Annotated in this window: 20 protein-coding genes; 9 read left to right on the forward strand and 11 right to left on the reverse strand. The window is 62.4% G+C overall.

All coding sequences use genetic code 11. The features are described 5' to 3' along the window. Positions 1-18: 18 nt before the first annotated feature. The 7 genes from C8D04_RS05295 to C8D04_RS05325 all read right to left on the reverse strand — a co-directional run bounded on the left by C8D04_RS05295 (position 19) and on the right by C8D04_RS05325 (position 5,790). Positions 19-1,338, reverse strand: coding sequence for a TAXI family TRAP transporter solute-binding subunit (locus C8D04_RS05295; protein WP_116003917.1), 1,320 nt, complete (start codon positions 1,336-1,338; stop codon positions 19-21). Further along, on the reverse strand, positions 1,338-2,354 hold the full coding sequence (locus C8D04_RS05300) for a P1 family peptidase (protein WP_116003918.1): 1,017 nt from the start codon (positions 2,352-2,354) through the stop codon (positions 1,338-1,340). The genes C8D04_RS05295 and C8D04_RS05300 overlap by 1 nt, the downstream gene beginning before the upstream one ends. Before the next feature lie 27 nt (positions 2,355-2,381). After that, a complete protein-coding gene (locus C8D04_RS05305) occupies positions 2,382-2,903 on the reverse strand; it encodes a DUF411 domain-containing protein (protein WP_116003919.1) in 522 nt (173 codons plus the stop codon). A gap of 181 nt (positions 2,904-3,084) precedes the next feature. Next, entirely contained in the window at positions 3,085-3,492 is a 408-nt protein-coding gene (locus C8D04_RS05310) for a hypothetical protein (protein ID WP_116003920.1), read from the reverse strand. 57 nt (positions 3,493-3,549) lie between these two features. Further along, the gene (locus C8D04_RS05315; protein ID WP_116003921.1) at positions 3,550-4,185 is read right to left on the reverse strand and encodes a YitT family protein; all 636 of its coding nucleotides are present in this window, start codon (positions 4,183-4,185) and stop codon (positions 3,550-3,552) included. 79 nt (positions 4,186-4,264) lie between these two features. Next, positions 4,265-4,879 carry a hypothetical protein gene (locus C8D04_RS05320; RefSeq protein WP_116003922.1) on the reverse strand — a complete coding sequence of 205 codons (615 nt, stop codon included), beginning with the start codon at positions 4,877-4,879 and terminating at the stop codon, positions 4,265-4,267. Positions 4,880-5,154: 275 nt separating this feature from the next. After that, positions 5,155-5,790 carry a cation transporter gene (locus C8D04_RS05325; protein WP_116003923.1) on the reverse strand — a complete coding sequence of 212 codons (636 nt, stop codon included), beginning with the start codon at positions 5,788-5,790 and terminating at the stop codon, positions 5,155-5,157. A gap of 69 nt (positions 5,791-5,859) precedes the next feature. On the opposite strand from C8D04_RS05325, the gene C8D04_RS05330 reads away from it, so the two are divergent. From C8D04_RS05330 to C8D04_RS05345, 4 genes are all read left to right on the forward strand, one after another. Then, entirely contained in the window at positions 5,860-6,324 is a 465-nt protein-coding gene (locus tag C8D04_RS05330; RefSeq protein WP_116003924.1) for a Cd(II)/Pb(II)-responsive transcriptional regulator, read from the forward strand. A gap of 103 nt (positions 6,325-6,427) precedes the next feature. Next, positions 6,428-7,228, forward strand: coding sequence for an ABC transporter permease (locus C8D04_RS05335; protein ID WP_116003925.1), 801 nt, complete (start codon positions 6,428-6,430; stop codon positions 7,226-7,228). A gap of 20 nt (positions 7,229-7,248) precedes the next feature. Further along, positions 7,249-8,232, forward strand: coding sequence for an MlaD family protein (locus C8D04_RS05340; RefSeq protein ID WP_116003926.1), 984 nt, complete (start codon positions 7,249-7,251; stop codon positions 8,230-8,232). Next, entirely contained in the window at positions 8,229-8,909 is a 681-nt protein-coding gene (locus C8D04_RS05345) for a hypothetical protein (protein ID WP_116003927.1), read from the forward strand. Before C8D04_RS05340 ends, C8D04_RS05345 begins: the two co-directional genes overlap by 4 nt. A 14-nt stretch (positions 8,910-8,923) precedes the next feature. Here the strand turns inward: C8D04_RS05345 and C8D04_RS18640 are convergent, their stop codons facing one another. Beyond that, entirely contained in the window at positions 8,924-9,085 is a 162-nt protein-coding gene (locus C8D04_RS18640; protein WP_165829121.1) for a hypothetical protein, read from the reverse strand. A 119-nt stretch (positions 9,086-9,204) separates the two neighbouring features. On the opposite strand from C8D04_RS18640, the gene C8D04_RS05350 reads away from it, so the two are divergent. Beyond that, the gene (locus C8D04_RS05350; RefSeq protein WP_116003928.1) at positions 9,205-10,386 is read left to right on the forward strand and encodes a GGDEF domain-containing protein; all 1,182 of its coding nucleotides are present in this window, start codon (positions 9,205-9,207) and stop codon (positions 10,384-10,386) included. A 68-nt stretch (positions 10,387-10,454) separates the two neighbouring features. Here the strand turns inward: C8D04_RS05350 and gloA are convergent, their stop codons facing one another. Then, the gene (gene gloA / locus C8D04_RS05355) at positions 10,455-10,868 is read right to left on the reverse strand and encodes a lactoylglutathione lyase (RefSeq protein ID WP_116003929.1); all 414 of its coding nucleotides are present in this window, start codon (positions 10,866-10,868) and stop codon (positions 10,455-10,457) included. Between the two features lie 317 nt (positions 10,869-11,185). Beyond that, entirely contained in the window at positions 11,186-11,530 is a 345-nt protein-coding gene (locus tag C8D04_RS05360) for a metalloregulator ArsR/SmtB family transcription factor (RefSeq protein WP_116006029.1), read from the reverse strand. Positions 11,531-11,664: 134 nt separating this feature from the next. Between C8D04_RS05360 and C8D04_RS05365 the strand changes: the two genes are divergently transcribed. The 4 genes from C8D04_RS05365 to C8D04_RS05380 are packed head-to-tail and all read left to right on the forward strand — an operon-like array spanning position 11,665 to position 12,922. Continuing rightward, positions 11,665-11,874: a DUF2892 domain-containing protein gene (locus tag C8D04_RS05365; RefSeq protein ID WP_116003930.1), complete on the forward strand. Its 210-nt coding sequence runs from the start codon at positions 11,665-11,667 to the stop codon at positions 11,872-11,874. A 15-nt stretch (positions 11,875-11,889) separates the two neighbouring features. Beyond that, on the forward strand, positions 11,890-12,195 hold the full coding sequence (locus C8D04_RS05370) for a rhodanese-like domain-containing protein (RefSeq protein WP_116003931.1): 306 nt from the start codon (positions 11,890-11,892) through the stop codon (positions 12,193-12,195). 33 nt (positions 12,196-12,228) lie between these two features. Continuing rightward, complete coding sequence (locus C8D04_RS05375; RefSeq protein WP_116003932.1) at positions 12,229-12,675, forward strand: OsmC family protein; 447 nt, start codon at positions 12,229-12,231, stop codon at positions 12,673-12,675. 52 nt (positions 12,676-12,727) lie between these two features. Then, a complete protein-coding gene (locus C8D04_RS05380) occupies positions 12,728-12,922 on the forward strand; it encodes a DUF2892 domain-containing protein (RefSeq protein ID WP_116003933.1) in 195 nt (64 codons plus the stop codon). 120 nt (positions 12,923-13,042) lie between these two features. On the opposite strand, the gene bioB is transcribed toward C8D04_RS05380, so the two are convergent. Then, positions 13,043-14,071, reverse strand: a complete 1,029-nt coding sequence (gene bioB / locus C8D04_RS05385) for a biotin synthase BioB (protein ID WP_116006030.1) — start codon at positions 14,069-14,071, stop codon at positions 13,043-13,045. Positions 14,072-14,359: the final 288 nt, after the last annotated feature.

Genomic DNA, 14,359 nt, shown 5'->3' on the forward strand with positions numbered 1-14,359 from the left:
ATAGGGCGGTACAACCTCCTAGCGTGCCAACCTGCCGCGCACCATCTGGATGTGGTTGCGCAATGCATACAACTCGTCGGCATAGGCCAGCGGCACGCTGACCTTTAACACCTGCGCTTCCAGCGCATCGAGGGCCTGCGTCAGATCACAGGAGGGTGCTTGGCCCGAGACCATGTCGTTTTCAATCTCACGCAACCGCCCATACCAACGAAACACCCGCGAACGCACGCGCAGTTGGTAGAGCGGCGGTACGACACGCGACAAGGGCAGCATGACGGCGATCAAGATGCCCAGCACCAGCCACATACGCTGGACCAGGTTGGCCAGCCAGAATGGAAGGTAGCGCTGCAGCAAGGGCACAGGCTCGTTGATGGCGCGGTCGGCTTCGGGCGCAATCTCCAGCTCGCTGTGCCGTGTGCTGGGAAACTCCCTGGCCCGGTTGAACCAGCCCGCACCGCTGTGCAGGGTCTGTGCATGCTGGGCAAACAGCTGCAGCAGGGCCGGGTGGGTGTCGGTGCGGGTCAGCAGGGCCGTGGTGGATGCGACCAGCCGCACATCGTGGACAGGCACATTGCCTGCCAAATCCACCACACCGCGCGGCAAAGTGACCGGGGTAAGGAATGGAAAGCGCCGACCATAAGCCTCGTTTTGCGGAAAATCCATCAAGCGCACGCCCGGGGTTTGCAACAGCATTTGCACCATGGGGGATTCAGGCGCTGAGGCAAACACCAGCACATCGATCTTGCCGTCCAGAAAAGCCACGGTGGCCGGGGTTTGCTCCAGGCGGGACAGCCGCAGATCTGAGGCCAGCATATGGTTGGCATCCAGCAGTTTGTCCACCAGGATGGGCACACCGCTGCCCTCGGTACCCACATTGACACGCAGGCCGCGCAGCTGGGGCAGGGCGTCCAGCCGCCCGGCCGGGGTGCTGTGGCGCACGGCCTGGGTACGGTAGAACAGCCACAGGGGCTCTACAAACAGACTTCCCAAAGACCGCAGTTGATCGTGGTCTTCGGCCTCCAGCACGGCGGTTCCACCTTGCACAAAGGCCAGGTCGGCGCGCCCCTCGCGCAGCAGTTGCAGATTGGCGAGCGATCCTTCGCTGGGCAGCAGGCGTACCTCGATGCCCTGTGCCGCCAGTGCCTTCTGGTAGCGCTGGCCAAATTCAGCGTAGGCGCTTTGCTCGGCGCCCGTGGCCAGCACTACATACTTGGGCGGTGTGGGGTTGAGCCACCAATAGGCCAAGGCCAGCAGGCCCACAGCCAGCAAAGCCAGCGGCCCGGCAGACACCAGCATGTCCCGCAAGGAGAGCAGTGTGGAGCGAAAAGCCTGCGGCATCACATCGTCCCGTCCATGTCGGCCATGCTCGGCAGGTGCAGCCCCTCCGAAGTGGTGATCGCCTGCGCAGCCTGTACCGCGCGCAGCACGGCACGGGCTGTGGCCTCGGCAGCCATGGTGCACAGCAGCAGCATGCCCGGATTCTTGCCCGCAAGGCCTGTGCCCAAGGCAAACAAGGTATCGCCATCGAGCATGGTGTGCACCGGGTTGATGCTGCGCGCCAGGCCATCGTGCGCGGCCACGGCCAGGCGGTGGGCCTGGGCTTTGGTAAGCATGGCGTCTGTGGCTACCACGCCGATGGTGGTGTTGGTACCTGCGAGCAGGGACTGTGCTGACTCGCCGCGCAACAGGGCACGCCGGGTATCGACCAGTTGCAGCCCATCGGCCGTACGCGCACCCGCCACCGGGCGGGCGGTGTCGGGGTCCAGGACATCGCCTACGGCATTGCAGGCAATCAACGCCCCCACCGTCACGCCATCGACCGTGACCGAGGCGGTTCCAATGCCGCCCTTCATGGCCCGCGCCATGCCAAACATCTTGCCCACACTGGCGCCGGTACCCGCACCGACGCTGCCCTCCAGCGGATCGGCAGGGGAGGCGGCTGCGCAGGCGGCGTAACCGGCGGCGGCGTCGGGGCGAACGCGCATATCGCCCACCATCAGGTCGAACAGCACGGCGGACGGCACCAGCGGCAGGCGGCCCACGCCAATGTCCAGCCCCACGCCTTGTTCTTCGAGCCAGCGCACAGCGCCGGTGGCGGCCTCCAGGCCCCAGGCGCTGCCACCCGAGAGCATGACGGCGTGCACCTGCTCGACCAGGTTGCTGGGATCAAGCAAATCGGTCTCGCGCGTGCCGGGCGCCGCTCCGCGCACATCCACACCGGCCACAGCACCGTCACGGGCCAGCACCACGCTGCACCCGGTGGGGCGGCGGCTCTCGGTGTAGTGACCCACCTCGATACCGGCCACACGGGTGATGCTGCCCTGGTCTCGGGCGCAGGAAGAGGAGGAAATCATGCGGCCGATTATGAAGCCGCAGCCGGGTTACCTTGGCGCTTGGTGGTAGCTCTTGAACACGCGGGTGCTGCCATTTCGCGCGACCAGCAGCACGTCGTAGGGATCGCGCCGGTTGCCATAGGCCGGGCCGTCCATACCGGGCGAGCCCACCGGCATGCCGGGCACCGCCAGTCCCAAAGCCTTGGGCTTTTGCTGCAGCAGCGCGCGCACATCGCTGGCCGGTACATGGCCCTCGATGAGGTAGCCGCCCACCAGGGCGGTATGGCACGAGCCCAGCTTTTGCGGCAGGCCCAGGCGTGCGCGCACCGCGTTGTTGCCCGTGTCGTGGATGGTGAAGTGAAAGCCATTCGCTTCCATATGGGTGATCCAGTCGTGGCAGCAAACGCAGCTGGGGTCTTTCCAGATTTCAACGGGCGTTGCCTGGGCGGCACGCACCAGGCGCGATGCGGCCAGCGCCGCCGCCAGCGCAGGCAGGCTCGCCAGCAGATGGCGGCGCTGCAGGCCGCTGTGGGAAGCACGAAGGGGCGAGAGGAAGAGCGGGGTAGGCATGGAAAATTCTTTCAATGGCTGGCGATCGATGGGACGATTCTGGGGCAGGGTGCGCCGACCGTGGCATCGAACGCCGAAAAATTAGAGAAAAATGGCTGTAGCGCTTATCTGTATTGCGCAAGCAGCTATCAAATTATTCAATTGAAGTGCAGCGCAAGGCATGCCCTGGAGGGCGCAAGAATCAGGCAATGGGCGGCTTGAAGGCGGGCGCCACAGGCACGCTGGCAAACCAGGCAGCGTCTGGGGGCCGCAGGGCGGCGTAGCCTTGCGTGGTTGGCCACGACAGCAGCGCAACAGGCGCCCACGGGGCCGAATGACCGGCGCCGCACGACTGGCAGGCAGGGCCATGCCCCAGGGGTGAGCACGCTTCCTGCGTAGCGTCTTCGCAGGTGCTTCCCACGAAGCGCATGGGTTCACTGCAGTCACTGGCCTGGGGGGCAGGCAGCGCCATGGTGGGGTGGGGTGAATCGATGCCGCTGTGTTGGGCCGGTACAGGTTGGCAGGGCACGGCCTCAAAAGCCATGGCAGTGCCCACAAGGCCGCGCAAGACCAGCACAAGCATGACCACCACAGAAACCATGAGACGCATCGACGACTGAGTGCCGCAACGCGCCAAAGGTTCCGTGGCCCGCTGCCCGTCCATCGCTCAGGTCGCCATGTAGCGCCCGGGGCGGTGGTTCATGGCCAGCACCAGGTTCAGCGCCACGGCACCGGCAATGGACCAGGCGACGCGCATGGGCTCCACCGTCCACAGGGCCAGCAGCACAATGCAGCAGTCCACGGCCATTTGCACTTTGCCCGCGCGCAAGCCATAGCGATCCTGCAGGTACAGGGCAGCAATGCCCACGCCGCCCAGGCTGCAGCGGTGGCGAAACAGCGCCAGAAAACCGGTGCCCGTGATCAGCCCACCGGCAATGGCGGCATACAGCGGCTCGATGTGGGCAAACTGCAGAAACTGCGATTGCAGCTCGGTCAGCAAAGACAGCAGCAGCACCGCCACAAAGGTCTTGAGGGTGAATTCGCGCCCCAGTTTGCGCAGTGCCAGCCAGTAAAACGGCAGGTTGAGCACAAAGAAAATTTTGCCAAACCCGATGCCCGTTGCGTAATGCAGCAAAAATGCCAGCCCGGCGGTGCCGCCCGTCAGCAGCCCTGCGCTGGTGAAGAAGGCGATGCCCACGGAAATCATCAGTACACCGGTAAAAATGGCGACTGCATCCTCGGTCGCAGTGTGCGGCACCGAAGCCGGTGGCAGGGGGGCAGAAGGTGCGGGCGGGCGAGTCATGACAAAAGGATGTGGAGAGCAGCCTTGCATTGGAGCACGCGCCAGGCCCGCAGGGCTTGCAGCGGGCTTTCGATGCTGGCTACTCCACCACGGCAGACTCTACAAAGACCAGTTCGCACGAGTTGGCGCCAGAGTCCGACCGCGTGAGTGAACTGGTCCAGCGCCAGCCCTTGGGATGGGTGGCCTCTACCAGGTAGCCGCTGATCTGGATCAAGCCGCCTTCGCGCGCCTTCTTGAGCGCCTTGTGTACGCTGGCATTGGCCGGAATCATGTGCATGTTGGCGGAAGATTCGATGATTTCCTGCAGCGGGATAGGCGGCTGTTCCTTCCACGAATAGCGGTACCAGCGGCCGCCCTGCGTGATGTTCAGCGGGCGGTACACCGCCGGGTCTGCCATCTGCTTCCAGCCCAGCGCCAGGTCCATGGGTGACAGATCGGCCTCCTTGTCCATCTGGTAGTCTTCGCGCGCCAACACCCGGGCGCGCACAGTGAACTGCGCCAGGGGCTTGATCTGGTAGCCCTCGAAGCCGAACGCCGCCTTGTCGGTGGGGGTTTGCACCGGGCTTTGCACAAGCACCTGTGCTGGCGGGGGCCGCACGGGTTTTGGTGCCTGCAGGCTGGTGCGTGCTGCTTCGATGCCAAAGAAAGCCACGCACAGCGCAGCGCCAATTTTCAGAACGGTCTGGATCTGCATGGCCTTAGGGTACCGCGAGCCGTGGGCAGGAAAAATACATATTTTTTGGCGTTTTGCGCTTACCAGGAAAGCGCTGATAGCTACTATTTTAGTAGCTATCAGCGCCCGCATTAAGGCGATGCTGAATAAGTCACCGCGATGATGCGCGCCGTGCATCGGGATGGGATGCAAGGCGCAAACCGCAGCCATGGCCGCAGCTATGGCGAGGATTTGCAACGCCGCAGACCGCCCGAGGTACGGATGCGCAGCGCGTGAGGGACTTGTTCAGCATTGCCTTAAGCATGCACATGCGCGTCCTGCGCCAGTTCTGCGCGTGCGTGGCGCACCACGCTCCAGCCTCCGCTGATGGCCAGACCCGCCATGGTGGCGGCCACCACCAAATCGGGCCAGGCAGCGCCTGTACCAAACACGCCCAGGGCGGCGGCCATCACGGCCAAGTTGCCCAACGCATCGTTGCGCGTGCACAGCCACACGCTGCGCATGTTGGCGTCGCCTTCGCGCCAGGCGTACAGCAGCACGGCCACGCCCAGGTTGGCCGCCAGGGCCAGCAGGCCAATGCTGCCCATGGTGAGGGGTTCAGGCGTAATGCCCTGCCAGGCGCCCCAGGCCACCCGTCCGGCCACGAACGCTCCAAACGCCAGCATGCTGGCCCCCTTGAGCAAGGCGGCGCGGGCCCGCCAGGCCAAGGCCATGGCCAACACCCACAGCGAGACGCCGTAGTTGGCGGCATCGCCCAGGAAATCGATGGCATCGGCCAGCAGTGCCGCTGAACCCGACTGCAGTCCCGCGCCCATCTCCACTGCAAACATGGCAGCGTTGACGATGAGGGCGATCCACAGGATGCGCCGGTAACGGGGATCGGCGCTGGTCGGGCTGCTGTGGCAATGGTTGTCGTGGCAATGGGCTGACATGGGTTTCTCCGTGATCGGTTGCGGTATCGTTGCTGATTAAAAACCCTGAAGTCACTATAAGGTCAAGCCATGCACCACCAGACCGCCTGTCACCGCATTGGGGAGGCCGCTCGCCGCTCGGGTGTGTCTGCCGCCAACATCCGCTATTACGAAAAAGAAGGCCTGCTCAGCCCCGGTGTCCGCAGCAGTAACAGCTACCGCTTGTACAGCAGTGCCGACATCCACCAACTGCGCTTCATACGGCTGTGCCGCGCCATGGACATGTCGCTGGACGAAGTACGCACGCTGCTGGCGCTGGACCTGGCGTCCCAAGCCGACTGCGACGCTGCCTGCGTGACGCTGAACGGCCACCTCGACCATGTGCGCTCCCGACTGCATGAACTGCAAGCCTTGGAGCAGGACCTGCTGGCACTGCGCAACCGCTGCGATGGCACGGGGCCGCAGTGCGGCATCATCGAAGCGCTGCACGCACAGGCCGACGCGCAGTCCCTGCCCGCGGCGCCCCTGGCGGCAGCACCCAAACGCCATGTCTGATTCTGATATTTGCTACATTTTGAATAGCTTAAACCGCATGTAAACAAAGCGCTTCATGCCATTTCGATGACATGGCAAGCGGGCAAGGCGCTATCATGCGCACATGATCTCCCGCTGGCCCGCCTTGACCCTGCACGAGCGCCTGTGGCACGCCATGCGCCGCTGGGCGCTGGCCTGGGGCCGCATCATGTACCTGGGCGCGGTGGTGCTGGTGCTGGTGCTCACGCCATCGAGCTATGGCGCGGGCGCGCGGCGCAAATTGGCCCGCCACATTTACGAAGATACAGCCCCCATCCTGCCGGGGTTCACGGTGCTGGCCGCTCTGCTCGGCCTGGTGCTCACGCGCATCGTGGTGGTCACGGCACTGAGCTATGGGCTGACCGCCTATGCGCTGGAAATGGTCATTCGCGTGCTGGTGCTGGAGTTGATTCCGCTGACTGCGGCGCTGTTTGTCGCCATGCGTTGCACCATTCCCAACGGAGCCCGCCTGGCACAACTGCGCCTGTCGGGACACCTTGATGCCCTGCGGCGCAGGGGCGCCGACCCGGTGCGTATGGAGCTGCTGCCGCGCGTGGTGGCCGGCGTGTTCGCCTGCATCACACTGGCGGCGTTGTCGTGCGTGGTGGCGCTGGTCATGGCGTATCTTGGCGTATATGGCTTCAATCTGGCGGGCCTGCCCAGCTACACCCGCATGTTCGGCCATGTGTTCTCACCGGCCGTCACGCTGGTGTTCGGCATCAAAACCCTGCTTTCCAGCCTGGCGGTTGCCTTGATCCCCATGACCGCCGGCATGTACGACGCAGGAGAGGGCGCCCAGCAAGACACTGAACTGGGCGGACTGGCCCGCATGTTTGCCGTGTTGCTGCTGATTGAAGTGGCATCGCTCGTAGGCAACTACTATTGATATTGAGGAAATCGGCGCCCATGCAAGACCCCGCACCACAGCCACCAGCCGCCATGGCCGAGGACGGCCTGCGCCCTGTGGCGCACCTGGAACTCAAGGCCATGGCGTTAATGCTCTTTACGCTGGCCCTGATCGTGGGATCGGCCGTGTACCTGCTGTACGCGCGGGGGGCGTTCGAACCCACGCAAACCCTGGTGCTCACCGCCGACGATTCCGAGGGTGTCGTGGTGGGCATGGATATGACTTTTTCGGGCTTTCCCATCGGGCGGGTGCGCCGCATCGAACTGGCCGATGAAGGCAATGCCCGCATCGTGATCGACGTGCCACGCAAAGACGCGCACTGGTTGCGCGTCTCCAGCATTTTCACGCTGGTGCGCGGCGTGGTGGGCGGCACCAACATCCGCGCTTACAGCGGTATCTTGCAGGATCCGCCGTTGCTCGATGGCGCAGAGCGCCCCGTGCTAAAGGGCGATGCCACGGGCGAGATCCCGCAACTTATGTCAGAGGCACGCACCTTGCTGGGCAACCTTAACGCACTCACCGCCGAAGACTCGGCTCTGGGTGCCAGCATGGCCAACGTGAAAGAGCTGACCGATCGACTCAAGGGCCCGGGCGGCGCTCTCAAGGTGCTGATGGGCAACGAGCAGGATGCCCGCAAGATTGTTGCAACACTGGACCGCACCAACGCGCTGCTGGCACGCATTGATGGCATGGCTGCCAAGGCAGATACCCAGGTGTTTGGCCCTGGTGGCGTGCTGCCTGAAGTGCAGGCCACCGTGGCGCAACTCGGGGGCCTGCTGGCCGATACCCGAGCGAGCCTGAAAAAGGTCGATGCCGTGCTGGCCGAGGCCCAGGCCGTGGGTGCCAACGTGCGCGAAGGCACGGCCGACCTGGGGGCGCTGCGCGCTGAGGTCGAATCCAGTCTGCGCAAAATTGACGGGCTGGTGAACGAAGTCAACCGCAAATGGCCTTTTGCCCGTGATACGGAGTTGAAACTCCCATGACACCCACCACACAACACCTTCTGTGGCGCCCGTGGGGCCTGTGCCTGGCGCTGGCCCTGGCAGCGTGCTCCAGCAAACCACCCGTACCTGACTGGCAAATGAACGCGCATGGTGCAGCACAAAAGGCTGTGCAAGCCTATCTGGCCGGCGAGACCCGCGTGGCCACACTGGAGTTTGCCCGTGCGCGCCAAGAAACGGCCCGTACCGGGCAACCCGGGCTGCTGGCGCAGGTGCATCTGCTGGAATGCGCTGCCCAGGTCGCCAGCCTTGAAATGAAACCCTGCAGCGCGTTCGAAGCACTGCGCCTCGACGCGAGCGCGGCGCAAGTGGCTTATGCCGACTACCTTGCTGGAACGCTGCCCGCCTCGGCGGCGGCCTTGCTCCCGCAAAGCCAGCAGGCCGTAGCAACCGCCACGGATGCCAACGCGGCAACGGCGCTGGCGGCCATCTCTGACCCCATGTCACGTTTGGTGGCGGCGGGTGTGCTCCTTCGCACTGGCCATGCCCATCCACAAACCATGCAACTGGCCACGGACACCGCGTCCGCCCAGGGCTGGCGTCGCCCGCTGCTCGCCTGGCTGCTCTTGCAAGCCCAGCGCGCTGAACAGGCGGGTCAGAGCGATGCCGCAGCGCAATTGCGCCGACGCATTGCGGTGGTGGAGCAGGGCGGGGGGTAAAACGGGAAGGCGCGTCAGTCGCTGACCGCCATTTTCAGCACCAGCCCCAGACCGTCCACACTGCCTGCCATGGAATCGACCGACTGCACCGTCGCCTCAGGCAGCAGCAATGCAGCAGATGCCACCAGGGCCAGCACCACGGCAAGCGCAAACGCGGCGACTGCGCGTAATGGCACAGGGGTTGCTGGGGTGAACGAAGTCTGCAAGGCATGGTGAACTTATTACAGCAACGATCGCCCGCTGTGGCTGTCAGACAAAGCCGCATTGGCGTCGTTTTAAACCATAGGAGTCGTTCGTGAACCAGTCCAGGGAAAGGGCAAGCCAGCGCAGCGTGCCAACCCCACCACCGGCCGAGGGTCTGCATGCGCTGCGACTGGGTTTTGAAGACAGACTGGAAGAGGATTTCCGGCGCTACCACCAGGGCGTCTTTTTGCTGCGCATGCGCTGGGCCCTGCTGGTGGCCATGGCTTTGTTTCTGTTGTTTGCCGTGCTCGATGCCATCAGCCTGCCCACCCAGGTACGCAACGCCATCCTGGCTTTGCGCCTGGGCCTGATGCTCCCAGTGCTTTTTCTGACCTGGTTGGCCACCTACCAGGCCCGGCTGCACCAACACTTGCAGTCGCTTGTCTCCATTGCGGCCTTGACCTGCGGTCTGGGCGTGGTGGGCATCATCTGGGTGGCCCGGGTACATGCCTTTGCACTGCCCTATGAAGGCATCATCCTGGTCACGTTCTTCTTCTATTTTTTGACCGGGCTCCGCTTTTGGCCAGCGGTGCTGTGCGGCTGGGCGACGTACATGGCCTATCTAGGCATGGAACTGCACACCGGCTTGGCAGGCAATGTGCTGCTGTACAACGCCTTCTTCCTGGGCACAGCCAATGTCATCGGCACGGTCGGCAACCATTTTCTGGAATCGGCCATGCGCCAGAATCTTCTGTCGCAAAAGCAGTTGCAGGACATGGCGGAGAAAGACTTCCTGACGGGTTTGCTCAACCGCCGCGCCTTCAGTACACGGGCCAACTGCACCTGGCGCCAGGCGGTGCGCGAAAAACATGCGCTGGGCGTCGTCATGATGGATGTGGATTTTTTCAAGCGCTATAACGACCACTATGGCCATGCCGAAGGCGACGAAACCCTGAAGAAAGTAGCGCAGGTGGTCGGCAACCACGCCGGCCGCCCCCTGGACATCGTGGCCCGCTACGGTGGCGAGGAGTTCGTCGGCCTTTGGTACAACCTGAGCGAAGCCCACATGCGGTCCATTCTGGAGAGCCTGCGTGACGACATCGCCGCACTACAGATTCCCCATGCCGCATCCGATGGTGCGCCCCATGTCAGCCTGAGCATCGGGCTGGCCTATCTGCAGCCACAGGCCGACCAAACCCTGGACGATGCACTGCGGTTGGCCGACGTAGCCCTGTACCTTGCCAAGGAACAGGGACGCAACCGCGTGGTTATCAAAACGCCGGAAGTGCGTTGAAAAATTTTAGTTAAAACTGGCTCTAACGCTTACTGGTAAAGCGCCAGCAGCTATCAAATAAAGAGTTTTCAGCGCAGTCCAGCACCGTGTTCACCTTCAGCCCGCTGGATCAACTCGATCTTGTAACCATCGGGGTCGGTCACAAACGCAATCACGGTGCTGCCGCCTTTGACAGGACCCGCCTCGCGGGTCACGTTGCCGCCTGCGGCCTTGATCTTGTCGCAGGCCGCATAGGCATCGGGCACGCCCAGGGCAATATGGCCATAGGCATTGCCATGGTCGTAGCTCTCGGTACCCCAGTTGTAGGTCAGCTCGATCTCGGCCTGGCCGGGGTTGCCCCCCTCAAAGCCCAGGAAGGCGAGCGAGTATTTGTAGTCGGGGTTCTCAGACTGGCGCAGCAGTTGCATGCCCAGTACCTGGGTATAGAAGTCGATGGAGCGCTGGAGATTGCCAACGCGCAGCATGGTGTGCAGGATTCTCATGTTCGTGATTGTGCCGTGAGATCAAAAACCAGGCAGACCGCTTCAACGACAAATCCGGTCTGGGAAGAAAGCGTCCATTCGGGGGGCATGCCAGCCAGTACGCTTGATCTCCATCTTCCGTTTAACTAGATACGATGTATATTATGTTAACTGTTAAAACAGAAACCCCATCGCTACTCACAGTTTTACATTCCTGCCACGGCCCTGGGTGCCGCCCTGGGTCAGAACGGCTCCTGCGCATTTACGAAATGCAAGTCGACAAACCGTGGCCGACGCGCCACAGTGTTCTGGAACACCAGAGAGGCTTTGTGGTCGCCTTAAGCGACACCCTTGCCAAACATCGCATGCTGTTGTTTGGCCGTGCGTTCGTACTGGCGCGCAATGCTGTCGCAGACAAGGTCACACAGCGCATACACCGACGGGTCTGCGATGCGGTAGTACACGCTGGTGCCTCGACTTTCGCGCTCGACAAAGCCCTGTTGCGTCATCAGGCTCAGGTGGCGCGAGACGTTGGCTGCCGTGTAGCCGCACAACTGGGCCAACTCGCCCACGTTGCGCTCGCCTTCACGCAAAAGGTTCAGGATGCGCAGGCGCGTGGGCTCCGCCAGCGTCTGAAAGTACGCGGCAACTTGCGTGATGGCTTCTGGGGGCAGGTTCTTCATGGCAAATTTGCTGGGGGTCAAGGCCATTCGATCGGTTGAACACCACATCTGTTCCGGCCTGCCCACATAATACGCCAGTTGACTATTTAGTTGTTTGGCTAAATAATCACATCAACAAAACAGTGAGGTATCCCATGAAATCCTGGCAAATTGTCCGTTTGGTCGCAGGCCTGTTCATTCTTCTCTCGTTGGCGCTGGGCATTCCCGGCAGCCCCATCTTTGTCAGCCAATGGTGGTTGGCCTTTACCGCCTTTGTGGGTCTCAACATCATGCAAAGCGGGCTGACCAAATGGTGTTTGATGGAAACCATGCTGCGCAAGCTCGGTGCACAGCCCGGCTGCTGATCCAAAGACTACGCCATGACCCTGTTGCACGAATCCCCTCAGCCGCCCCCTGCCCCTACGCTGGTGGATGTGCGCTCGCGTTCCGAGTTCGAATCGGGGCATGTGGATGGCGCAGTGCATTTACCGCTCGAGCGCCTGGCGCAGGATGCGCTCTTGCTGCTACCTGACAAGACTGCGCCGATGGTGCTGTACTGCCTGTCGGGTGCGCGCTCAGGCATGGCCTTGCAATGGATGCGCCAGTTGGGCTATACCCAAGCGGTCAATGGCGGCTCAGTGGGCGCCGTGGCATTGCAGACAGGACGCGGCATCCGCCGTCTCTGACCTCTTGAACACTCCAACGATAAAGGCTTTGGCATGAGCGATAACCTGGTTCAAATCACCCTGCGGCAGCAAAAAGACTACCAATTCAACGTGGATTTTGGCAATGGCATTGCCGTCCTGGCGGCCGATGAGCCAGCGCCGCTGGGCGGCGGGCAGGGGCCGTCGCCGGTCCAATTGCTGGCCGCTGCCGTGGGCAACTGTCTGTCCGACTCGCTGCTGTTTGCGCTGCGCAAGTTCAAACAAGCCCCCGAGCCGATGGAGTGCACGGTGACCGCCGAAGTGGGCCGCAACGAAGAAAAGCGCCTGCGCGTGCTCAAGATGACGGCCGTACTGAAGCTGGGGGTGGCTGCCGCTTCGTTGCAGCACCTGGATCGGGTGCTGGACCAGTTTGAGGCGTTCTGCACCGTGACGCAAAGTGTGGGCCAGGGTATTGCGATCGAGCTGCAGGTCATTGATGCCGAGGGCGTGCGCCTGAAATGAATCCAAACGGCGCCTCTCCACGGGTCGCCACCATCAACTAAGGGGAAATGAAATGTCAATCAATGTGGGAAGCTGGGATCGTGTTCTGCGTGTGGTGGTAGGCCTGGTGCTGATTGGCCTGGCCGCTACCGGCACGGTGGGTTTGTGGGGCTGGATTGGTGTAGTGCCTGTGGCCACAGGCCTGTTTGGTTTCTGCCCGGCCTATACGCTGCTGGGCATCAAGACCTGCCCGATGAAGAAACCTTAATCTAGTAAAAAGAGCTTCTAGCGCTTTATAAATAAGCGCTTATAGCTCTGTTTTTAGTAGCAAAAAACGGCCGACACCCCATTGGTGTGGCCGTTTTTTTGCGCCCACCTTCCCTGTCTGTCAGGCCGCAACACCTTCTGCGCACTGGCAATTGCCGCCACAGCCGCTGGCTGCAACAGCGCCTGCAAGGGGTGCCTTCGTGGTCTGGTGGCTTTTCAGCCCCAGTTTATGCAGCAATTGCCTATCGGCGCCCGCATCGGGGTTGCCCGTCACCAGCAGTTTTTCCCCATAAAAGATGGAATTGGCCCCGGCCATGAAGCACAGGGCCTGCACGGCCTCGCCCATTTGCTGGCGCCCGGCCGAGAGGCGCACGCGCGCCTGGGGCATGGTGATGCGGGCCACAGCGATCATGCGCACAAAATCGAAAGGGTCGATAGGGTCGCTGTCGGCCAGCGGCGTGCCGGGAACGCGCACCAGGTTGTTGATGGGTACTGAATCCGGGTAAGGGTTGAGGTTGGCCAGCTGTGCAATCAGACTGGCGCGGTGCACCGGCGCTTCGCCCATGCCCACGATGCCGCCGCAGCACACGCTGATACCGGCGGCGCGCACATGCTGCAAGGTATCGAGCCGGTCCTGGTACTGGCGGGTGCTCACCACGTCCTGGTAGTACTCGGGCGCCGTGTCCAGGTTGTGGTTGTAATAGTCCAGCCCCGCTTGCTTGAGCGCCTGCGCCTGGTGCGATTCAAGCATGCCCAGCGTGGCGCAGGTTTGCAGGCCCAGCCCTTTGACGGCGCCAATCAGCGCGGCCACTTTTTCAATGTCGCGGTCTTTGGGGGCACGCCACGCAGCGCCCATGCAAAAGCGCGTGGCACCCGCATCTTTGGCGGCCTGCGCGGCGCGCAACACTTCGTCCACTTCGAGCAGTTTTTGTGCCTTTACGCCCGTATCGAACTCGGCCGACTGGGGGCAGTAGCCGCAGTTTTCGGGGCACCCACCTGTTTTGACCGATAGCAGTGCCGCCAACTCAATGTCACCGGCTGGCCAGTGCTGGCGGTGCACGGTCTGGGCTTCGAACAACAGCTCCAACAGGGGTTTGTCGAGCAGGGACTGTACGGCGTCCACTGTCCAGGGGCCCTGGGGGGGCGGCATTTGGACGGGCAGATGCACCTGCACGGGTTGATGGATTGGTGGGGTTTTCACAGAGACTCCTTTGGAGATGAAGGCTACCTGGAAGAGCAACATAAGTCGCAAATCACGCCAACATTTATGGGCGCTAGCACACCAGTTTTAGAACATTTTGCCTTTTGAAACAGTCTGAATGTGCGCCACAAAGTAACAAATACTGCCAAATAAAAGCCACCAAAAATACACCCATCTCAACGCAAAATCACCCTGAAATGAAGGGAGATGACCACACAATCGCCGCCGTTGCAGCAG

The organism is Simplicispira sp. 125 (genome assembly GCF_003096555.1).
Lineage (GTDB): Bacteria > Pseudomonadota > Gammaproteobacteria > Burkholderiales > Burkholderiaceae_C > Simplicispira.